This is a genomic window from Castellaniella sp. (assembly GCF_034674885.1).
Classification (GTDB): Bacteria; Pseudomonadota; Gammaproteobacteria; order Burkholderiales; family Burkholderiaceae_B; genus Castellaniella.
The window spans coordinates 20,102-41,364 of the sequence record NZ_JAUCDS010000004.1; the positions used below are offsets into that span (position 1 = coordinate 20,102).

A 21,263-nucleotide genomic window follows, 5' to 3' on the forward strand; every position below is an offset into this window, starting at 1 on the left:
CAAGCCTAGAGCAGCGTATCGGTACGGGTGACCGTGGCCTGAGCCCGGCCCTGCGCAAATTCGATATCGAGACGTGCATCAACTTTTAAGTCTAACGCATTTTTGACGATGCTCCCGCCGGGCCCGCGTACGATGGCATAGCCGCGCGTCAGCACCGATCGAGGATCCAGGGCCTGCAAGGCACCCTCGGCCATCGCCAGGCGATGCCTGCCCTGTTGCAGCCGGCGTTCCAGGCCGACTTGCAGGCGCTCGATGGCACGCCCGACGTCCTGCGCGTGCTGTCGGATCCGCCCGGGCACGGGCAGCGCCAACCGCTGGACTGCGGCGTCCAGGCGCTGCCGATGCAGATGCAGGCGCTGGGCGGGCGACACCAGCTGAGCGGCCGCCCGATCCACGCGCATGGCGGCATATTCCAGACGCCGGCGCTGCGCGCGCGCCAGATCGTCCACCGCCGACCGGACTTCGCCCAGCAGCTGATCGCGGCTGAGGCAGCAAAGTTCGGCCGCCGCCGTCGGCGTCGGCGCTCGCAGGTCGGCCACGAAATCCGCAATCGTGAAATCCGTTTCGTGCCCCACCCCGCTGATCACCGGTACCGGGCTGGCCGCAATCCGCCGCGCCAGGATCTCGTCGTTGAAGCACCACAGGTCCTCCAGGCTGCCGCCGCCACGAACCAGCAGCAGCACGTCGATCTCAGCCCGCTCGGCCGCCTGATCCAGCGCCTGACACAGCTGCGCGGCGGCCTCACGCCCCTGCACAGGCGCCGGATACAGGATCACCCGCACGTGCGGTGCGCGGCGCGCCATGACCGACAGCACGTCGCGCAAAGCGGCTGCCGCCAGAGACGTCACCACGCCCACGGTCTGCGGCATGGTCGGGATGGCGCGCCGGCGCCCGGCATCGATCAGGCCCTCGCGGGCGAGCTGATCCTTCAGGCGCAGAAACGCTTCGTGCAGATCGCCGCGCCCCGCCCGTCGCACAGATTCGACCTGTACCTGATAGTCGCCGCGCGGTTCATAGAGCGACACCTGAACCCGGAATTCGTAGCGTCCGCCGACTTCCGGCACGAAACCCACGGCCTGGGTCCGGCCCCTGAACATGACGGCCCGCACGGCAGCGGACTCGTCCTTGATGGAAAAGTACCAATGCCCGGATGCGGCGCGGGTGAAGTTGGAGATTTCTCCTGCCACCCAGAGGCGCGGCACGCCTGATTCCAGCAGCCTGGCCACCTGACGATTCAACTGGGCCACGCTGAGCACGACATCGTCGGCTGGAAAGCCGCTATTGGCGGGCGCTTGATCCGGGAAACTCATGAAAACCTATCCACAGAAAGTCGTTTTTTGTCAAACAGGCCTATTTTCGGGCTTGAGCGGAACGATGATCAGACAAAATCTCAGGAAATTCACATAACACATTGATTAATAACGAATATAAAAATATACTCAATGTGTGCAAAAAATAGCCAATCGACTGCCAGATGGCTTGAATCATGCGCCTGAGCGCCTTTATGCACAGAATTATCCACAGATTCTGTGGATACCCTCCGGAAAGCCTTATCCTGCGGGACTTTAGCCTGTCGGACCGCGATATCTGGCGGCCAGATCAGGATAGAATGAGGGATTGTCGCCCCGCCCTACCGATCACAAAGGAATCGATCTTGCTGGACATCATCCACGCGGCCGGCTGGCCCATCTGGCTGCTGGTGGCCACCTCGGTCATCACGCTGGCGATCATCATAGAACGTTTCCTGGCCCTGCGTGCCAGCCAGGTCATGCCCCGAGGCCTGCCCGAACAAGTGCTGGAACTGATGCGCCGCCAGCAGGATGAACCCGATGCCGTGCTGCGCATGGCGCGCGGCAGCCCCATGGGCCGCATCCTGGCCGAAGTCGCTGCCCAGCGCCAGCAAGACGACGCCACGCGCCATGCCGCCATCGAATCCGTAGGCCGCGACGTCTCCTGGCGCCTGAACCGCTATCTGGCCGGCCTGGCCACCATTTCAGTCATTGCGCCGCTGCTGGGGCTGTTCGGCACGGTAGTGGGCATGATCGAGATCTTCGGCGCCTACGATCCGGCTGGCGGCAACCCCGCCCTGCTGGCCCATGGCATCGCCATCGCGCTGTACAACACGGGTTTCGGCATCCTGATCGCCATCCCGGCCCTGATCTTTCACCGCTACTTCCGGTCCCGCGTGGAATACTTCCTGCACACCATGGAACGCGAAGCCAGCGCCCTGGACCGCCTGATCAGCCGCCGCGCCGCGCCATGAACTTCCGCCACAGCCACTCGCACGACGAGCCGGAGATCAACCTGATCCCCCTGATCGACGTTCTGCTGGTGATTCTGATCTTCCTGGCGGCAACCACCTCGTTCACGCAAACGCGCCAACTGCCCATCTCTCTGCCCCAGGCACAGGCTCAGGCGCTGGATACCGGCCCGTCTCTGGAACTGGCCATCAGCCGCGACGGGCAGTACGCCCTGAACGGCCACTACATCGACAACGCCACACCCGACACGTTGGCGGCGGCACTGCGCCTGGCTGCCGTCGACCACCCGGACGCGGCGCTGCGCATCGATGCCGACGGCCAGGCATCCCACGCGGCCGTGGTGGCGGCTCTGGAAGCCGCCCGGCAGGCCGACATCCGCCACGTATCCTTCCTGACTCAGGGCCGCCGATGATCGGATCCTGGCGCCGGCGGGCTGAAGATTGCCTGCAGGACATCTGGCGCACACGAGGCCCGGCCAGCACGTTGCTGAGCCCCTTCTCCTGGCTCTACGGCCGACTATCGGCCCGACGCCTGGCCCGGCACGCCGGGCAGGCCTGGCGCGCACCCGTGCCGGTCATCGTCGTCGGCAATATCCTGGTGGGTGGCACGGGCAAAACCCCAGTCACGGCCGCCGTGTGCCATTTCCTGCTGGCGCGAGGCTGGCGCCCAGGCATCCTCAGCCGAGGCTACGGCACCCGGCCCGGCGCCTCGGCCCGGCTGAGCGACCAATCCGGCGGCAGTGCCCACCTGGGCGACGAACCCGCCCTGCTGCATGCCCTCACAGGAGCACCGGTGGCCGTGCACCCTCAGCGGGCACTGGCCGCGATCGCTCTGCTGCAGGCCCACCCGGACATCGACGTTCTGATCGCCGACGACGGACTGCAGCACACCGCCCTGGCCCGCGACGTGGAAATCATCGTCCAGGACGCGCGCGGCATCGGCAACGGCCGGCTGTTGCCCGCAGGCCCCCTGCGCGAGCCGCCGGACCGGCGTCGGCATGCCGACTGGCTGATCACCCAACTGGGACCGGACGATGTACCGCCCGATTCCGTGCCGACCGACATCGACGGCAGGCCTCGCCAACTGCACCTGCATCTACAGCCGGATACCCTGACCCACCTGGCCAGCGGCCAGCAGCAAGACTGGGCCTCCTGGCGGGCCGCGCAGGGGCAGACCCCCTGCAGCGCCGCCGCCGGCATCGGCCAGCCGCAGCGATTCTTCGCCATGCTGCGGCTGGCCGGACTGGCGTTGACACAGACCTTGAGCAGCCCCGACCACCAGGCCCCATCCCCAGACGATCTGCGGGCCCTGCCGCCTGGTCCCATCCTGATCACCGCCAAGGACGCCGTCAAATACGCGCCCCCGTACGACCCCAGGCTCTGGACGGTGCATGCGATCCCGGCGTTTTCCGATCCCGCATGGCTGGACACCCTGGAAACCCGCCTGCAGGCGCTTCGTGCAGCTTTGCCGCACAAGCAGGGCATCAGGCATTAAACTGTTCTCTTCTCCACCCCACCCGATACCCGCCCTCCATGGAAAACCGTTTGCTGCAGATCCTCGTGTGTCCCATCTGCAAGAGCACCTTGCGCCATGACCGCGAGCACCAGGAACTGATCTGCTCGGCTGACCGCCTCGCCTTCCCGATCCGCGACGGCGTGCCCGTCATGCTGCCCGGCGAAGCCCGCGAACTCGACGCTGCGCCCGCTCAGACATGAGCTTCACGGTCGTCATCCCGGCACGAGCCGCATCCACCCGCCTGCCGGGCAAGCCGCTGCTGGACATCGGCGGCCTGCCCATGGTGGTGCGCACGGCCCGCCAGGCAGCCCGCTCGGGCGCCGACCGCGTCCTCATCGCCACCGACCATGCGGACATCCTCAGGGCCGCCGCCGACCACGGCATCGATGCCCTGATGACCCGCCCCGACCATCCCACGGGCACCGACCGCCTGTCCGAAGTCGCGCAGCAACTGGGGTTGGACGATTCCGCCATCGTGGTCAACGTCCAGGGCGACGAACCACTGATCGACCCCGCCCTGATCGATGCCGTCGCCGACCTGCTGCAACAGCACGCCGACGCTGCCATCACCACCTGTGCCGCACCGATCACCAGCGCCGACACGCTGTTCGACCCCAATGCGGTCAAGGTCGTGTGCGACAGTCGCCAGCGGGCCCTGTATTTTTCGCGAGCCCCCATTCCCTGGGCCCGGGACGCCCTGGCCGACGGCCAGCAGCGCCTGGCGCCCGGCCTGCCCGCCCTGCATCACATCGGCCTGTATGCCTACCGAGCAGGCTTTCTGCAGACCTTCCCCGAATTGCCCCCCGGGCGGCTGGAGCACATCGAATCGCTGGAACAACTGCGTGCCCTGGAACAGGGTTTCCCGATCTTCGTCCACCAGATCCCGGAGCTTCCCGCCCGTGGTGTCGACACCGCCGAAGACCTGGCCCGGGTGCGCGCCCTGTTTGCCACCACATGAACGCCACGCGTCAGGAATCCCTGCAGTGATTGCTGCGTTGCGGCATAATCGGAAAAATTTGAAAAATACTATCGGAGGAAATCATGCGCTTGATTCTGCTAGGCCCCCCGGGGGCGGGCAAGGGTACCCAGGCCGCGTTCATCACTGAAACGTTCGGCATTCCGCAGATCTCGACCGGCGACATGCTGCGTGCCGCCGTCAAGGCGCAAACCCCGCTGGGGCTGGAAGCCAAAAAGATCATGGACCAGGGCGGCCTGGTATCCGACGACATCATCATCGGCCTGGTGCGTGACCGCCTCACTCAACCGGACTGCCAGAGCGGCTACCTGTTCGACGGATTCCCGCGCACCATTCCTCAGGCCGACGCGCTGAAAAACGCACAGGTGGCGCTGGACTACGTGATCGAGATCAGCGTTCCCGAGGAAAACATCATCGAACGCATGAGCGGGCGTCGCGTGCATGTGGCCAGCGGCCGTACCTATCACGTCACCTTCAACCCACCGCAGCGCGAGGGCCTGGACAACGAGACCGGCGAACCGCTGATCCAGCGCGACGACGACCGCGAGGATACCGTGCGCCACCGCCTGTCGGTCTATCGCGACCAGACCCGTCCGCTGGTGGACTACTACTCGCAGTGGGCCGCCACTGGCGACAACCACGCTCCGCACTACGCGAAGATCTCCGGCGTGGGCTCGGTCGACGAGATCCGCGCACGCATCCTGGGCATCCTGCGCGCCCATTCAGCTGCCTGACCCACGGACCACCATGGACATCCGCAACCAAGTCATTCTCATTACCGGCGGGGCCTCCGGCCTCGGGGCCGGCACCGCCCGCGCCCTGGCAGCCCAGGGCGCCCGCATCGTGCTGGCCGACGTCCAGGACGAAACCGGCCAAGCCCTGGCGGCCGAACTCGGCCAGACCTACGTACACTGCGACGTGACCTCCGAAGCCGATGCCCAGGCGGCCGTCGACGCCGCCACGGCGCAAGGCCCGCTGCGCTGCCTGGTCAACTGCGCCGGCATCGCGCCGGCATCGCGTATCGTCGGCAAGAACGGCCCGCACGACCTGGCTCTGTTTCGCCGCGTCATCGACATCAACCTGGTGGGCTCGTTCAATATGGCGCGCCTGGCCGCCCAGGCCATGACCGCCAACGAACCGCAAGCCACCGGCGAGCGTGGCGTCATCGTCAACACCGCCTCGGTCGCCGCCTACGACGGCCAGATCGGGCAATCCGCCTATGCCGCATCCAAGGCCGGCATCGTCGGCATGACCCTGGCGATCGCCCGCGACCTGTCCCGCCTGGGCGTGCGCTGCATGACGATCGCCCCAGGCATCTTCGGCACGCCAATGCTGTTCGGCATGCCCCAGGAAGTCCAGGACTCACTGGCCGCCAGCGTACCGTTCCCGTCCCGCCTGGGCCGCCCGGAAGACTACGCCAAACTGGTCCTCAGCATCCTGGACAACGACATGCTCAACGGCGAAACCATCCGCCTGGATGGCGCCATCCGGATGGCGCCGAAGTAGTGTTTGCCCCTGTGCCACGCGGCCACTACCCGCCACCTGCACCTCTATGAGCCTGCTGCGCTCGGCGGCTACGATCAGTGGCCTGACGCTGTTTTCCCGTGTGACCGGCATGCTGCGCGATGTGCTCATCGCCAGCGTGTACGGGGCCGGGCCGCTGACCGACGCGTTCTGGGTGGCTTTCCGCATCCCGAACCTGCTGCGCCGCCTGTTCGCCGAAGGCGCGTTTTCGCAGGCTTTCGTACCTATTCTGGGCGAAGTCCGCCAGCGTGGCGACCACGACACACTGCGCCGCCTGCTGGACCGCGTCGCCCTGCTGCTGTTCGTCGCGCTGTGCATCGTCACGCTCGTGGGGATTCTGGGTGCCGCCTGGGTGGTCACCGCCATGGCCAGCGGCATGCGCACCGCATCCCGCGCTGCCGAATTCCAGGAGGCCATCTGGATGACGCGGCTGATGTTCCCCTACATCATCTGCATGTCGCTGGTGGCCTTCGCCTCCGGCGTGCTGAACACCTTCAGCCGCTTCGCCGTGCCGGCCTTCACCCCGGTCCTGCTGAACCTGTCCATGATCGGCGCCAGCCTGCTGCTGGCGGACAGCATGGAACAGCCCATCCACGCGCTGGCCGTCGGGGTGCTGGCAGGCGGCATCCTGCAGCTGGCCGTGCAATGGGTCGCCCTGGGACGCCTGGGCCTGCTGCCGCGCTACGGCCAGGGACTGCGCACCGCCTGGCAAGACCCTACCGTGCGCCGCATCCTGCGGCAGATGCTGCCCGCGACCCTGGGGGTATCGGTCGCCCAGTTGTCGCTGCTGATCAACACCAACATCGCCACCTGGCTGGCACCCGGCAGCGTTACCTGGCTGTCCTTTGCCGATCGCCTGATGGAATTTCCCACCGCCCTGCTGGGCGTCGCTCTGGGCACAGTGCTGCTGCCCAGCCTGTCGGCCGCCCATGCCCGCGATGACCACACCGCCTACAACGCGCTGCTGGACTGGGGCCTGCGGCTGGTGCTGCTGCTGGGCCTGCCCGCCGCGCTGGGCATGTCGCTGCTGGCCGATGGGCTGGTGGCCACGCTGTTCAACTACGGCGCTTTTTCAGCTGGCGACGTGGCCCAGACGCAACTGGCGGTCACCGCCTATGCTGCAGGCCTGCTCGGCCTGCTGGCCATCAAGATTCTGGCCCCGGGCTTCTACGCCAAGCAGGACATCCGTACCCCGGTGCGCATCGCCATCGCCGTGCTGGTGTTCACCCAGCTGATGAACCTGATCCTGGTGCCCTGGCTGGCCCATGCAGGCCTGGCGCTGTCCATCGGCCTGGGCGCCAGCGCCAATGCGCTGTGCCTGGTGGTCCTGCTGCGCCGACGCAAGCTGTACACCCCGCTGTCCGGATGGTGGGGCTTCACCCTGAAGCTGCTGCCCGCCCTGGCGGCTCTGGCAGCGGTGCTGATCTGGGCCGACCGCCACCTGGATTGGGTCGCCCTGGGCGCCCATCCCGCCGCCCGGGTTGCCTGGCTGCTGGGGGTGCTGACGGCATCGGCCCTGGCCTACTTCAGCACCTTGTTTTTATTCGGTTTTCGACCCAAAGACTTTACACGCAGGCAGTCGTAGGATACACTTACCGTCTTTGCTTTTGCAGTCCAAGCAACCGTTTCTATTTACGCGAACCAGATAACACCTTATGGCCAATTCCGCACAAGCCCGTAAACGCGCCCGCCAGGCCGTTGCCCAGAACAAACACAATGCCAGCATTCGTTCGATGCTGCGCACCGCGATCAAACGCGTGCGCCAGGCCATCGATGCCGGTGACCAGGCCGCTGCCAACGAAGTCTTTCGCAAAGCCAGCAGCGTGATCGATCGCGTTGCCGACAAACAGATCATCCACAAGAACAAGGCCGCCCGTCATAAAAGCCGCCTGTCGGCCGCCATCAAGGCGCTGGCCTGATCGACGAAACGCCGCTTGTACTGTAGAAAAAGGACGCCTTCGGCGTCCTTTTTCATATATGCCCTTTTCCCCTACTGGCGGCCCAGCAGCAGGAACTCCATCAAGGCCTTTTGCACATGCAGACGGTTCTCGGCCTCGTCCCAGACCACGCTTTGCGGACCGTCGATCACATCGCCCGTCACTTCTTCGCCGCGATGAGCGGGCAGGCAGTGCATGAACACCGCATCCGGCTGTGCGGCTGCCATCATCTGCGCATCGACACACCAATCGGCAAAGGCCAGGCGACGGGCCTCGTTTTCAGTTTCGTAGCCCATGCTGGTCCAGACGTCGGTCGTGACCAGATCGGCGTCTCTGCAGGCATCCAGGGGGTCGTCGAACTCGCGCAGCACGGATGCCGGCTGCTGCCCCACCCGCAGGGGATCCAGGCGATAACCGGCCGGCGCCGACACATGCAGCGTAAAGCCCAGCAATTCGGCAGCCTGCAGCCAGGTATAGGCCATGTTGTTGGCGTCGCCGATCCAGGCCACGGTCTTGCCTCGGATCGACCCGCGATGCTCGACGAAGGTCAGGATGTCGGCCAGGATCTGGCAGGGGTGGAATTCGTTGGTCAGGCCATTGATGACCGGCACGCGCGAATGCGCGGCGAACCGTTCGATCCGGGTCTGCTCGAAGGTGCGGATCATCACCAGGTCGACCATGCGCGAAATGACGCGGGCCGTGTCCTCGATGGGTTCGGAGCGCCCCAGCTGCGAGCCTTCTGTGGTCAGGTAGATGACCGACCCGCCCAACTGGTACATGCCGGCCTCGAACGACACCCGGGTCCGCGTGCTGGCCTTCTCGAACACCATGGCCAGATTGCGGTCGTGCAGCGTGTGATGCGGCTGGTAGCGCTTGAACTTGTCCTTGATCAGGCGCGCGCGGTCGATCACATAATGGATTTCGTCTTCCGAGAAATCACGCAACTGCAAAAAATGCCGCAAAGGCCCGGTGGGATTGGCTGCAGACATGGGAAACCCTATGCAAAGGGACCATATTACCGTGCCCCTGCAGGACGCGCAAAACGCCGATCGGATACAATGCGCGGCGTAGGGGATGTTGCGCACCTGGACGCCAGGCGTGCCCCGTCTTTGGAACATACATGAATCACCCCATCCAGCACTTGATCATCCACGGCAAAACCATGGATGGCCAGCGATTCCGACCCAGCGACTGGGCCGAACGACTGGCCGGCGTGCTGTCCCAGTTTCGCCCCGCTGGATCCATCCACAATCCACTGTCCTATTCCCCTTACGCCATGCCGCGCACCATCGACGGCACTCCCTGCGTCGTGATCGATCACCGCCTGCGCCAGCTGGAACCCCTGGCCTGGAAATTCGCCTGCGATTTCGCCGACAGCAACCACCTGCAGACCACGGACACTGCCGAACCGATCGAAGGCGTGCCTGAGATCTGACAACGCCCGGCTCATGTAACCGGGCTGCCCCCCAAGCTTCGATCAAAACGCCAAGGGCCGCTGAAAGATGATTTCAGCGGCCCTTGTCACGTCCGGGTACCCGGCGTACAGGCAAGCCGGCATGCATCTGGCGCGGTTTGCCTGCCCCCGGCGGATCGAACGCTTACTGCTTGTCGGAGTCCTGACGGATCTGCGGAATGTCGGACTGGCCGGTTTTCGCCAACAGCCCCACCTGCGTGTAGGTGAACAGCTTTGCGCGCGTATCGACAATGTCCAGATTGCGCATGGTCAACTGACCGATGCGATCCAGCGGCGAGAACATGGATTCGCCCTTTTCCATGGTCAGGCGGTCGGGGTGATAGGTCAGGTTGGGCGATTCGGTATTCAGGAGCGAATAATCATTGCCCCGACGCAGTTCCAGCGTGACCTCGCCGGTGATGGCCCGCGCCACCCAGCGCTGCGCCGTTTCGCGCAGCATGATGGCCTGCGGATCGAACCAGCGCCCCTGATACAGCAGGCGGCCCAGCCGCAAGCCGTTGATGCGGTACTGTTCGATGGTGTCTTCGTTGTGGATGCCGGTGACCAGGCGTTCGTAGGCGATGTGCAGCAGCGCCATGCCCGGGGCCTCGTAGATGCCGCGGCTCTTGGCCTCGATGATGCGGTTCTCGATCTGGTCGCTCATGCCCAGCCCGTGGCGCCCGCCGATGCGGTTGGCTTCCAGCATCAGTTCCACCGCGTCGGCGTACTCCACCCCGTTCAGGGCCACCGGATGGCCTTCCTCGAAGCGCACGGTGACTTCTTCCGCCTTTACATCGACTTCCGGTTTCCAGAACGCCACCCCCATGATGGGATCGACGATGCGGATGCCGGAATTCAGGTGCTCCAGGTCCTTGGCCTCGTGGGTGGCGCCCAGCATGTTGGAATCCGTGGAATAGGCCTTTTCAGCCGACATCTTGTAGTCAAAGCCGTTTTCCTGCAGATACTGGGACATTTCCGCCCGGCCACCCAGTTCGTCGATGAACAGCTGGTCCAGCCAGGGCTTGTAGATCTTCAGGTCTGGATTGGTCAGCAGGCCATAACGGTAGAAGCGTTCGATGTCGTTGCCCTTGAAGGTGCTGCCATCGCCCCAGATATGCACGTCGTCCTCGCGCATGGCCGACACCAGCATGGTGCCCGTGACGGCGCGCCCGATCGGCGTGGTGTTGAAATACGTGACGCCGCCCGTGGAAATATGAAAGGCATTGCACTGCAGCGCGGCGATGCCCTCGGCCACCAGCTGCGCGCGGCAATCCACCAGGCGCGCGCCCTTCGCGCCATAGCGCAGGGCTTTGCGGGGGATCTCGTCATAGTCCGGCTCGTCGGGCTGGCCCAGGTTGGCTGTATAGGCAAACGGGATGGCACCCTTGTTCTTCATCCACAGCAGCGCGGCGCTGGTATCCAGGCCGCCGGAAAAGGCGATGCCGACCTTCTGCCCGACCGGCAGATTTTCTAGAATGGTTGTGCTCATGGGAATCCGAAGTAGCCAGAGATGAAAGACAATCTGCCATTATATCGTCGCCGATGGCAGGCCCGCCGCCCCGCCAGACTGCGGCTGCCCGCCTGACGGCCAGCGCCGTAACCAGAACGGGGATTGCCGAGGCCCGCACCCCATGCAGAGCCACGTTTCTATGCTAGAATTTCCGTCTTTCGGGGACGTAGCTCAGCTGGGAGAGCGTCGCGTTCGCAATGCGAAGGTCGGGAGTTCGATCCTCCTCGTCTCCACCAGAATCGACGCCCAACTGTTTTTCAGTTGGGCGTCTTGTTTTTGGGCGAACAGCGGGACGGCTGACGGAGAATCCGGCTGCTTGTCCTCGCAGCCGGTATGATGGGCCTTGAGCCCGAATCCTGGGCGTCCTTTGAAAGGCTCATATGGACACTCAACGTCGTTCCCTGCTCTTGGGCGCCGCATCCGCTTTCACATTGGGGCTGCCCGCCCGCGTGTGGGCGCAAGTCCCCGCGCCGTCCCTGGATGAATTCATCCAGTTCAGCGCCGCCCTCTGCCAGCGCCCTCCTGCGGCACTGGATCGCACCATGGCACAGCACATCCTGCTGGCACTCCAGGCCCAGGGCAAGACGGCCGGACTGCACGCCCTGCAACAGGATACGCAAGCCGATCCGGCATTGGCCGCCGAACTGCGCGCCGTCTGGTTTTCCGGCCTGATGGATACCCCGTCGGGCACCGTCCTGGTCGGTTTTGTGCATGCGCTGGCCTGGCGCAGCGCCTCGTTCCTGCACGCGCCCGGCAGTTGCGGAGGCCCCACGGGCTACTGGTCCGAGCCCCCCGAAACCCGTATCGCCTGACCCCTCGTTCACAAGGAATCCCATGGCCTCTCCCTTGCAAGCAGATGTGGTGATTGTCGGGTCCGGCGTGGCCGGCGCACTGGCGGCCGCGCGCCTGGCCCGGTCGGGCCTGCAGGTCCTCATTCTCGAGGCCGGCAAGCCCGTGGACCGATCCCAGGCCGTGCAGAATTTCTGGAATGCCGCCATCAAGGTGCCCGAATGCGCCTACCCCATCCAGCCTGAAGCCACGCACCCCACCACGGACCGCCCGGGCGACTGGTACCAGCAGGAAGGCCCGGACTTCTTCAAAAGCACCTATCTGAAGGTGGTCGGGGGCACCACCTGGCACTGGCTGGGCACCTGCCTGCGCCTGCTGCCGTCCGACTTTCAATTGCAGACGCTACACGGCCGGGGCGTGGACTGGCCCATTGTCTATTCCGACCTGGAGCCTTATTACCTGCAGGCCGAGCACGCCCTGGGGGTTTCCGGGGATTCGGACCATGACCTGGGTTCGCCGCGCAGCGGGGCCTTTCTGCTGCCGCCCATCCCGCAAAGCTATCTGGACCGTACCCTGACGCAGGCGCTGAAGGACACTCGATTCCAGGTCCAGGCCACCCCTCAGGCGCGCAATTCGGTCGTGCATGACCAAAGGCCCCCGTGCTGCGGCAGTTCCAGCTGCATCCCGGTCTGCCCGGTGCAGGCCAAGTACGACGCCACAGTCCACCTGAAGCAGGCCCAGGCCGCCGGCGCCCGGCTGCTCGACCAGAGTACGGTGGTGCAACTGGTTCCCGATGCGCAGGGCCGGATCCGTTCGGCCCGATTCCGCCGCTGGGACCAATCCGAAGGCGAAGTCCAGGCGCCGATATTCGTGCTGGCCTGTCACGCCATCGAAACCCCCCGGCTGCTGCTGGCCTCGAAATCCGAGGCTTGGCCCCGGGGGCTGGCCAACCGGTCCGATCAGGTGGGCAGGAATCTGATGGACCACCCCGTGCAGCTTTCATGGGCGCTCAGCCACGACCCGGTCTACCCCTACCGGGGCCCCCTGTCCACCTCGGGCATCGAAAACCTGCGCGATGGCGGCTTTCGCGGCGACCGCAGCGCCTACCGCATCGAAATCGGCAACGACGGCTGGAACTGGCCAACCGGGGCCCCGCTGACACTGGCAGCCCAGATGGCCGGTCGCGGCCTTTCGGCCGCCGACCTGGATCGGGCCCTGGCCCACGAAACATCCCGCCACTTGCGCCTGACCGCCCTGACCGAGCAATTGCCCGAGGCCGACAACCGGGTCACGCTGGACGCCACAAAGACAGACTATTACGGAGTGCCTCTGCCGCACATCCACTATCGCGTCGGCGATTACGCCCGCCAAGGCATGCAGCAGGCCAGGCAGGATCACGGCGAAATCTTCGGGCAGCTGCAGGCCAGTGCCATCCAGCATGCCACCGACTTCTTCGGTGCCGGGCATATCATGGGTACATGCCGCATGGGCTCGGACCCCGATCATTCGGTGGTCGATGCGCAACTGCGCAGCCACGATCACCAGAACCTGTTCATCCTGGGGTCCAGCGTGTTCCCCACAGGGGGAACCGCCAATCCCAGCCTGACGATCGCCGCCCTGAGCCTGCGGGCGGCCGAGGCCATCGAAAAGCAATTCCGGGCGCAGCAATAGCCACGGTTTCATGGGCTTCGGCGTTCCACTGCAAGCCGATGTCCGCCCAGTTCAGATGGTCGAGGATCGTGTCAGCGAAGACACGGCCCCCCGTCAGTGCTCGGTCTCACGGCGCAGCAGCTCGCGCTTGCGTTCCACGCCCCAGCGATAGCCAGCCAGGTCGCCATCGCGCCGCACGACGCGATGGCAAGGGATAGCCACGGCAATGTGGTTCGTGGCGCAGGCCCGCGCCACGGCCCGCACCGCCTTGGGCGACCCGATGCGCTGGGCGATCTCGGAATAGCTCAGGGTCATGCCGGGCGGAATCTCGCGCAGGGCACGCCAGACGCGCTCCTGAAAGGCCGTGCCCTGCACATCCAAGGGCAGATGCAGCCCCACCGAGGGAGCTTCGATGAAGCCTACGACTTCCGCCACCAGCTGCTCGAACTCGTCGTCGCAACCGATGATTTCGGCCCTGGGGAACTGATCCTGCAGGTCACGCGCCAGAAGATCCGGGTCCTCGCCCAACAGGATGGCGCAGATGCCGCGCTGGCTCTGGGCCACCAGGATGGCACCCAGCGAGCACTGGCCCACCGCGAAGCGAATGACCGCGCCGGCGCCACCCGCGCGATAGTCCCGCGCGCGCATGCCCAACAAGTGCCCGGAGGCTTCGTAGAAGCGGCTATTGGAATTGAAGCCCGCGCCATAGATGGCCTCGGTGATCGAGGCGTCGGCGCTGCCCAGTTCTTCGCGCAGCTTGCGTGCACGCCAGGCCACGCCGTACGCCTTGGGTGTCAGGCCGGTCTCAGCCTTGAACAGGCGGTGGAAATGAAACGGGCTCATGCCCGCTTCGGCGGCCAGAGCATCGAGCCGAGGCGGCGTTCCCGATGCCTCTATCATGCGGCAGACTCGGGCCACTACCGCAGCTCGCTGGGCCGCAACGCTGGTCTGGTCGCCGTGGGCGCGACGACTGCCCCGATAGCCCGCTGCCTCGGCGTCGGCCGCCGTACCGAAGAACTCCACGTTCTCGCGCTTTGGCAGCCGCGCCGTAGAACTGGGCCGGCAGTACACGCCCGTGGTGCGCACCGCGTAGACGAAATGGCCATCGGCGGCGGCATCGCGCGCCTGCACGGCCGCCCAGCGTTCGTCTTCCGTTTCATAGGCTAGGATCTCATCCATGGCAAAAGGCCTGTCATCATCAATCACATGGCCAGAATACGCAGAGTTTCCATCACAGGCACTCCGATTCTTGCGGTTGATAATGATCGGCGAAGCATCTGCGGGGCCTGCCTGCCGGAATGCCGCGCAGTGCCGCCACGATGGAGCGCGCAATGCCGGATGCGGCCCCCCGATGCCGGGCCTACTTCACCAGCGTGACGGGCACATCGGCCAGGCTCAGCACCTTGGTGGCGACCGAACCCATGAGCAGCCCGGTAACCGAGCCCAGTCCCCGCGTGCCCATGACGATCAGCCCGCAGCCGTGTTCTCCGGCGAAACGATGGATGGTTTCCGCGATCGGACCAACCTGTATGTGCGCCTGGTAGGCCACACCGGATTCGTCCAGAACGGTCTTGGCGGCTTGCAGCGCCTGGCGGCCTTCGTCCTGGTAATAGTCGGCAATCGTCTCGGCGGAGATGAACCGCCGGACATTGCCCGAGATGATCGGCGCCTGCACCGTCAGGACATGCAAGGCGATGTCGTCGCGGCCCCGAACCGCCTGAAGCGCGAATTCAACCGCATGCAGCGAGGACGCAGAGCCGTCCACCGGAACGAGAATGGCGTTGATATTCAAAGAAATCTCCCAAGGATCAAACGGACCGCTTATGACATGATCATAGCCTCGGAATGCGCCTACCGAGGGCGCGGCGGAGCCTGTCCATAGCGCCCCATTGATGCAGATCATGGAACGCGCCGTTGGACTTGGCGCCACGCCCGGCGACGGCGACCGTCACTGCCCGCTCGAACCGAGCGGGCGGCTTAGAGCGGGCTCAAGGCGCAACTGGTCCCCAGATTAGCCTGAATCAGGCTGCGATCAGCCACATCGGTCTTTCCGTCGTGGTCAAGATCGTACCAACTGGACTGCGCCACGCCGCCGTTCAGGTTCAGCTGGCTGAGTTCCGACCAGAGGTCCAGATCTTCCTGATCCACCACACCGTCTCGGTTCCCGTCGCCCGGACAGTGAACCGTGTCGTAGGTGTAGTTATAGGCGGCGATCTGATCGCGCCGGTCCATTTCCGCCTTCAGCGTGCTGTAGGGCTGTTGAGCCTCGGGCGGCAAGATCGCTGTGATGGTGGGCGAACCGATGGCGATGGCATTGTCGATTCTGTCGAGTGCCGGGTTCGGCACGGCCATGTCGATCTTGTATAGTTCGTCCGTGTTCTGGTTCTCGATATAGGACGAATTCACCGGATTCGCAGTATCGACGGTATACGTCTTGCGGTTCAGACGCACCAGTTTGTAGGTGCCGTCGCTGACCGCCTTCTGCGAGTCGGGCAGAACGTCGACCTTGTCACTAGCATCCAGGGACTTCCGGTAAGACATCACCTGCCCGCACTGGCTGAATCCCGTGGCCGGAACGCCCGGATCTACGGCACCGGCGCCGTACCAGATGCCGCCCTGATCGTCGCACAGCGCCTTCTGGGGAAAGATGGTGAAACATACCTTCGCCGCTTCCACCACGCAAGGCTGGGGCGTGGTGGTCATGGATGGATTGGTGAAATTGGTACCCATTTCAGAAAAATTCAGACTGCGGATCGCCCCCTGGTCGGGAGCGGTCAAATAGGCCAGCATCGGCTGGGCATCCAAGGGACGATCGGCCGGAATACTGGCTGCCACATCGGCGCCGGCGATTTCCGCAAACAGGCGATATAGATCGGGCGAACTGACCTGGTGGGTGATTTCACGCCCAGGCTGCTGAACCATGGGGCCGGCGATCAATAGCGGCACCGAGACTCCGGTCTGATAAGGGAACGCTTTGGCGCGTGTGGGGTCGAATTTCCCGGGTTCCGTGAATTTCACGCTGTTGACATAGGTTCCGTTATCGCCCATGACAACCACCACCGTATTGGTCTTTTCCGGCTGGTAGTTCAGCGTACCATCCGGGTTCCAGGTCGCCAAACCGACTTCGACCAGCAAGCGACCGATCTCGGTGTCCATGGCCTCGACCATCAAGTTGGTGACGATATGATCATCGACCACGGACGTGATCTGGCCAGGCACGCCTTCCAGATCGCTGGCGGGCGAACAGATCAGATTGTCATTCCTGCCTGGTGTGCTGCTGGAGATCAGGGCCACAGGCGGCACCTGAAGCGGGGCGTGAATGGCGGAATAGCCCAAGGACATCATCCAGGGGGTGTCTTTGCTCTGCTGGCGCACCCAGGCGACAGCGCGGTCGGTTTCCAGGGTGCTGCGGTAGCCACGCGCCGACGGGTCCTCGGCCCCAACCTTCTGGGTGCTGCCGTCAGGCCAGCTCTGGACGAATGCGCCGGTGTAGTAGCCGTTCTGCGTTGCGAAGTCCAGGTAAGCAGGCCGGCTGACTTGGCAGGACTGGTTCGGATCAAAAATACCGCCGCGTTCCATGCACGTGCGGCCAGGTGTGCTGATGCCAGGACTTCGCGTAATGGAATTGCAAGCGCCGGTCACCGCGTAGCAAGCACCGGTATCTGCGCCGTTCGCGGAATCCATGGTTGTATTCGCGACAAAGCCGCACTTGTGGGTTCCTTCGGCCACGTTGCTGCGCCCTGCCCGCGTATCGATGGGAAACGGCGCGCCATCCAGGTAGCCGTCGAAGTAGTCCCAACCCAGTTTCCACATGGTTTGATACCCGTAGGGCAGGTTCGAGGCCGTGCCCAGGTCGGTGCCGGTCAAATGCATCTTGCCGATCAGCGCACTGACGTATCCTTGTGTGCGCAACAGCTTGGGAAGCGTCAGTTCGTAGGGCGAGATCTCGGAGTTGGCCAGGTCGGTCGACACCACGGCGTTCAGGATATTCGTGGCAGAGGGATAGCGCCCGGTAAAGAAGGTGGCGCGCGTGGGCGTGCAGGTCGGCATGGCCCAGGCGGAACGGAACTGCAGCCCCGCTTTGGCTATCGCCGTCAGGTTGGGCGTCTTGGGCGGCAGTGCACCGCCATAGCCGTAGGATGTCATCTGATCCAGACCGAAGTCGTCGATGACAATGAAAAGGATGTTGGATTTTTTCGCGACCGGCTCGGCGGCGTCACCCGAGCAGCCCGCCAGCCACAGCATCGAAATCATCAGTAAAACAAAGCTGCCTCGTCTGCCCAGCGGCAAAGCTCCCATGGTTTTTCCTTGGATCCGTAGTCAACTGGTGCTGCATATGGCCTTCGCCCCATACAACGCTCCAGACGGTCGGCACCTGGAGGCTAACAAAAAGATCTCTCGAATGGAAGGGGTCCCGTTGATGCAGACCATGGAACGCGCCAGCGGACCCGGCGCCGCGCCCGGCGGTGGCGACCGTCACCGCATGACTTCACGCTCGAACCGGCGGTCGGGAATGAACCAGATCGCGGCCACGACGGCATACAGGAAGCAGGACAGATAAGGCCACCAGGACACCACCAGCAAGGCGGCCAGATACAGCGCTGCCGTGATCTTGCCCTTGGTGTCGCGCCCGACGGCTTTCGCCAGCACCGAATCCCGCCCATTGAACAGCACGATCTCGTGCTGCAGCAGAAAGAAGCCGCCCGCAGCCATCAGCAGCACAAAACCGTACAGGGCCACCGGCCACTGGGCCATCAACACTTGCCACTCGGGCGCATGCGGCGGCTTGAGTTCCAACACCATGATGGTCAGAGCGACGGCCATCACGCCATCGGAAAAGGCCTCCAGACGAGCGGAATCCATACGATGCGAATTCATGGTCATGAACATGCCTTTCTCGAAACCTGGACTCTGAATTTGTAGCACGCACCGGCCCAGAGGCGCATCCGCGACACTTCGCCACGGGTTTACCCCCGCAGCCCACGCCAATGTTGGCGAAACGTATCTTTTCAGACAGAATGTTCACAGCCCCCCGGCAGCCCCCCCACACACACACGAAAGGCTCTCTCATGCGCACGCTGACCATCGCCACCAGGCTCACCCTCGGATTCAGCCTGATCATTCTGCTGTTGCTGGTCACCGCCGGCATCAGCATCTGGCGCATGCAGGGCAGCAGCGATCAGACGGCGGGCATCACAGACGGTCTCCTGAAGACCGAACGGCTGATCTCAGAATGGGAAAAGAACACCGCCATGAACGCCTTGCGCACCACAACGGTGTCCAAGACGGACAATGACGAACTGAACGACCTGATCAAGAAAGACATGACGGCCACCAGCGCGAAGATATCCGCGCTGCAAAAACAGGTCGACGCCAGCATCCGCGACCCGCAAGCCCGCAAGCTCTTTGACATCGTGCAGCAAAAGCGGTCGGAATACACCGGCGCCCGGGCCGCTGCCATCAAGAACCAGGAATCGGGCAACGAAGCCGCCGCCAAACAGTTCTACGACCACGACATGGCCAACTACCTGAGCGCCTACGTCGGCAGCGTCAGCAACCTGCTGGCCTACCAAAAAGACCTGATCGACCGCAACACCCAGGACCTGCACGCCAGCAACCGCGCCGGCATGGTGCTGGTGGCCGCCGCCACCGTGCTGGCCCTGCTGCTGGGTCTGCTGTTCGCCTGGCAGGTCACGCGGTCCATCACCGGGCCGCTGCGGGCCACTGTCGCGCTGGCCAAATCCGTCGCTGGCCGGGATCTCAGCCAGCAGATCTACCCGCGCGGCAAGGACGAGATCACGGCGCTCGAACAGGCCCTGGATCAGATGTCGCAAGGCCTCAAAAACACGGTCAGCGAACTGCGCAACGGCGCCACATCGATCGCCACGGCAGCCGCTCAGATCACCTCCGGCAATCTGGACCTGTCCTCGCGCACCGAAGAACAGGCCAGCTCTCTGACCGAAACCGCCGCCACGATGGAGGAAATCACCGCCACCGTGCGCCAGAATGCCGATAATGCCCAGCAGGCCAACAGCCTGGCGGCATCCGCCACCCAGACCGCCGCCACCGGCGGCGCCCTGGTCACCGAACTGGTCAACACCATGGGGGCCATCCACACGCAGTCGCAGCAGATCGTGGACATCATCGGCGTGATCGACTCGATCGCCTTTCAGACCAATATCCTGGCCCTGAACGCTGCGGTCGAGGCCGCACGCGCCGGCGAACAAGGGCGCGGATTCGCCGTGGTGGCCTCGGAAGTCCGGGCGCTCGCCCAACGCTCGGCCTCCGCAGCCCGGGAAATCAAGACCCTGATCGACGCATCCGTGGCCGCCATCGCCAGCGGCAACCAGCAGGCCAGCAACGCGGGGGCGTCCATGCAGGGCATCATGGACGCGATTCACAGCGTGACGGACATCATGAACGAGATCAGCGCCGCCAACCGCGAACAGACCAGCGGGATCGAGGAAATCAACACGGCGATCACCCAGATGGATGACGTCACCCGCCAAAATGCCAGCCTGGTGGAAGAATCCGCAGCAGCAGCCGCCAGCCTGCAGCAGCAGGCCGACACCCTGGCGGACCTGGTCGCCACCTTCAAGCTGAATACCGCTGTCTCCACGGCCTTGGTGCTGGCCTGACCCCAGCACCAGGCCGCCCAATCCACCAGCAGCTGCCCAGGTGCGGCCGCGTGACAACGCCTATTTCTTATCGGCGAACGGCTGGGGTTTGAGCGATCTCAGATAAGCGATCAGCGCGCTCATGTCCGGGCCGCTGATGTTCTTGTACCAGCCAAAGGCCATGATGGGCTGCAGGCGGGTGCCATCCTTGTTGATGCCTTCGCGGATGGCGCGCTCGATCTGCGCATCCGTCCAGGTCTTCAGACCGCTGGGGTCCGGTGTCAGGTTAGGGGTCACGACATCGCCGCCCGGCCCTTTCAGCACCTGCCCGCCCGCGCCCAGATGATCCATGAGCAGCATGCCCTTGTTGTCGCGCGGGGTATGGCAATCCATGCAATGCCCGATGTTGGCCAGATATTCGCCGTATTTCAGCGTATCCGTGGCGGCGGGCGTCGTGACCCCGGAGACCGGTGGGCCATAACTGGACGGCAGCGGGATGCGGTATACCGATTTTTCGACGACATGGCGCACCGGCGGCTGGGCTCGAAGATAGGCGATGATGGCGGCCAGGTCCGCATCGGACAGATTCCGATAGAACGAGATCGGCATGGGGGGGCCGATCAGGCTGCCATCTGGCCGGATGCCTTCGCGGATGGCCTTGCCCAGCTGTGCATCCGTCCACCGGCCAATGCCTGTCTCGGGATCGGGGGTGATGTTCGGGGCATAGGCCTTGAATGCCGCATCATCGAATACCATGCCGCCCGACAGGCCTTGGTCGAACAGCGGTTGGCCCCGATCGCCCCGCGCGATATGGCAGTTGGCACAGGCGACGACGCCATCGGCCAGATAGGTGCCACGCACCATCAGCGCATCGTCCTGTGCCCAGGCGGCCGTGCCAGACAGCGTGAGTACCAGATATGCAGCCGTTCTCAAGGATGCCCACATGATTGATACCCAAAGCAAGTAATGGTGACGAATGACAAGTATAGGCCTGCCCTCTGTGGCGTCAATCCTTCACTTGGCCGTGCCAT

General features: G+C 64.3%; 21 protein-coding genes and 1 tRNA gene. 14 read left to right on the forward strand and 8 right to left on the reverse strand.

The window, feature by feature from the left end; all coding sequences use genetic code 11:
- Window positions 1-5 precede the first annotated feature (5 nt).
- A complete protein-coding gene (gene xseA, locus VDP74_RS04010; RefSeq protein ID WP_322998340.1) occupies window positions 6-1,310 on the reverse strand; it encodes an exodeoxyribonuclease VII large subunit in 1,305 nt (434 codons plus the stop codon).
- Window positions 1,311-1,654: 344 nt separating this feature from the next.
- Here xseA and VDP74_RS04015 point away from each other — a divergent pair, with 344 nt between their 5' ends.
- The 9 genes from VDP74_RS04015 to rpsT all read left to right on the forward strand — a co-directional run bounded on the left by VDP74_RS04015 (window position 1,655) and on the right by rpsT (window position 8,195).
- Entirely contained in the window at window positions 1,655-2,263 is a 609-nt protein-coding gene (locus VDP74_RS04015) for a MotA/TolQ/ExbB proton channel family protein (RefSeq protein ID WP_322998341.1), read from the forward strand.
- Window positions 2,260-2,673, forward strand: a complete 414-nt coding sequence (locus VDP74_RS04020) for a biopolymer transporter ExbD (RefSeq protein WP_322998342.1) — start codon at window positions 2,260-2,262, stop codon at window positions 2,671-2,673. The genes VDP74_RS04015 and VDP74_RS04020 overlap by 4 nt, the downstream gene beginning before the upstream one ends.
- A complete protein-coding gene (lpxK, locus tag VDP74_RS04025; protein WP_322998343.1) occupies window positions 2,670-3,755 on the forward strand; it encodes a tetraacyldisaccharide 4'-kinase in 1,086 nt (361 codons plus the stop codon). The genes VDP74_RS04020 and lpxK overlap by 4 nt, the downstream gene beginning before the upstream one ends.
- Before the next feature lie 38 nt (window positions 3,756-3,793).
- Window positions 3,794-3,976, forward strand: coding sequence for a Trm112 family protein (locus tag VDP74_RS04030; RefSeq protein WP_322998344.1), 183 nt, complete (start codon window positions 3,794-3,796; stop codon window positions 3,974-3,976).
- The gene (gene kdsB, locus VDP74_RS04035) at window positions 3,973-4,734 is read left to right on the forward strand and encodes a 3-deoxy-manno-octulosonate cytidylyltransferase (RefSeq protein ID WP_322998345.1); all 762 of its coding nucleotides are present in this window, start codon (window positions 3,973-3,975) and stop codon (window positions 4,732-4,734) included. The genes VDP74_RS04030 and kdsB overlap by 4 nt, the downstream gene beginning before the upstream one ends.
- 83 nt (window positions 4,735-4,817) lie before the next feature.
- Window positions 4,818-5,486 (forward strand): adenylate kinase, encoded by a 669-nt coding sequence (gene adk / locus VDP74_RS04040; protein ID WP_322998346.1) that lies wholly within the window; start codon window positions 4,818-4,820, stop codon window positions 5,484-5,486.
- Between the two features lie 13 nt (window positions 5,487-5,499).
- Window positions 5,500-6,258 (forward strand): 3-hydroxyacyl-CoA dehydrogenase, encoded by a 759-nt coding sequence (locus tag VDP74_RS04045; RefSeq protein ID WP_322998347.1) that lies wholly within the window; start codon window positions 5,500-5,502, stop codon window positions 6,256-6,258.
- A 46-nt stretch (window positions 6,259-6,304) separates the two neighbouring features.
- Entirely contained in the window at window positions 6,305-7,861 is a 1,557-nt protein-coding gene (murJ, locus tag VDP74_RS04050; RefSeq protein ID WP_322998348.1) for a murein biosynthesis integral membrane protein MurJ, read from the forward strand.
- Between the two features lie 70 nt (window positions 7,862-7,931).
- Window positions 7,932-8,195, forward strand: a complete 264-nt coding sequence (rpsT, locus tag VDP74_RS04055; protein ID WP_322998349.1) for a 30S ribosomal protein S20 — start codon at window positions 7,932-7,934, stop codon at window positions 8,193-8,195.
- A gap of 71 nt (window positions 8,196-8,266) precedes the next feature.
- On the opposite strand, the gene argF is transcribed toward rpsT, so the two are convergent.
- Window positions 8,267-9,202: an ornithine carbamoyltransferase gene (gene argF, locus VDP74_RS04060; protein WP_322998350.1), complete on the reverse strand. Its 936-nt coding sequence runs from the start codon at window positions 9,200-9,202 to the stop codon at window positions 8,267-8,269.
- A gap of 131 nt (window positions 9,203-9,333) precedes the next feature.
- Here argF and VDP74_RS04065 point away from each other — a divergent pair, with 131 nt between their 5' ends.
- Window positions 9,334-9,648 (forward strand): DUF3579 domain-containing protein, encoded by a 315-nt coding sequence (locus VDP74_RS04065; protein WP_322998351.1) that lies wholly within the window; start codon window positions 9,334-9,336, stop codon window positions 9,646-9,648.
- 163 nt (window positions 9,649-9,811) lie between these two features.
- Here the strand turns inward: VDP74_RS04065 and argG are convergent, their stop codons facing one another.
- The gene (argG, locus tag VDP74_RS04070) at window positions 9,812-11,155 is read right to left on the reverse strand and encodes an argininosuccinate synthase (protein ID WP_322998352.1); all 1,344 of its coding nucleotides are present in this window, start codon (window positions 11,153-11,155) and stop codon (window positions 9,812-9,814) included.
- A 181-nt stretch (window positions 11,156-11,336) separates the two neighbouring features.
- Here argG and VDP74_RS04075 point away from each other — a divergent pair.
- The 3 genes from VDP74_RS04075 (at window position 11,337) to VDP74_RS04085 (ending at window position 13,636) form a co-directional block, all read left to right on the forward strand.
- Window positions 11,337-11,412, forward strand: a tRNA-Ala gene (locus VDP74_RS04075).
- A 144-nt stretch (window positions 11,413-11,556) separates the two neighbouring features.
- Entirely contained in the window at window positions 11,557-11,988 is a 432-nt protein-coding gene (locus tag VDP74_RS04080) for a hypothetical protein (protein WP_322998353.1), read from the forward strand.
- A 22-nt stretch (window positions 11,989-12,010) separates the two neighbouring features.
- Window positions 12,011-13,636: a GMC family oxidoreductase gene (locus VDP74_RS04085; RefSeq protein WP_322998354.1), complete on the forward strand. Its 1,626-nt coding sequence runs from the start codon at window positions 12,011-12,013 to the stop codon at window positions 13,634-13,636.
- A 93-nt stretch (window positions 13,637-13,729) separates the two neighbouring features.
- Here the strand turns inward: VDP74_RS04085 and ada are convergent, their stop codons facing one another.
- The 4 genes from ada to VDP74_RS04105 all read right to left on the reverse strand — a co-directional run bounded on the left by ada (window position 13,730) and on the right by VDP74_RS04105 (window position 18,493).
- Window positions 13,730-14,794 carry a bifunctional DNA-binding transcriptional regulator/O6-methylguanine-DNA methyltransferase Ada gene (gene ada / locus VDP74_RS04090; RefSeq protein WP_322998355.1) on the reverse strand — a complete coding sequence of 355 codons (1,065 nt, stop codon included), beginning with the start codon at window positions 14,792-14,794 and terminating at the stop codon, window positions 13,730-13,732.
- Between the two features lie 181 nt (window positions 14,795-14,975).
- Entirely contained in the window at window positions 14,976-15,407 is a 432-nt protein-coding gene (locus VDP74_RS04095) for a universal stress protein (protein WP_322998356.1), read from the reverse strand.
- A gap of 185 nt (window positions 15,408-15,592) precedes the next feature.
- Window positions 15,593-17,869, reverse strand: coding sequence for a sulfatase-like hydrolase/transferase (locus VDP74_RS04100; protein WP_322998357.1), 2,277 nt, complete (start codon window positions 17,867-17,869; stop codon window positions 15,593-15,595).
- A gap of 222 nt (window positions 17,870-18,091) precedes the next feature.
- Window positions 18,092-18,493, reverse strand: coding sequence for a TMEM175 family protein (locus VDP74_RS04105; protein WP_322998358.1), 402 nt, complete (start codon window positions 18,491-18,493; stop codon window positions 18,092-18,094).
- Window positions 18,494-18,684: 191 nt separating this feature from the next.
- Here VDP74_RS04105 and VDP74_RS04110 point away from each other — a divergent pair, with 191 nt between their 5' ends.
- On the forward strand, window positions 18,685-20,253 hold the full coding sequence (locus VDP74_RS04110; protein ID WP_322998359.1) for a methyl-accepting chemotaxis protein: 1,569 nt from the start codon (window positions 18,685-18,687) through the stop codon (window positions 20,251-20,253).
- 60 nt (window positions 20,254-20,313) lie between these two features.
- On the opposite strand, the gene VDP74_RS04115 is transcribed toward VDP74_RS04110, so the two are convergent.
- Complete coding sequence (locus VDP74_RS04115) at window positions 20,314-21,177, reverse strand: c-type cytochrome (RefSeq protein ID WP_322998360.1); 864 nt, start codon at window positions 21,175-21,177, stop codon at window positions 20,314-20,316.
- Window positions 21,178-21,263: the final 86 nt, after the last annotated feature.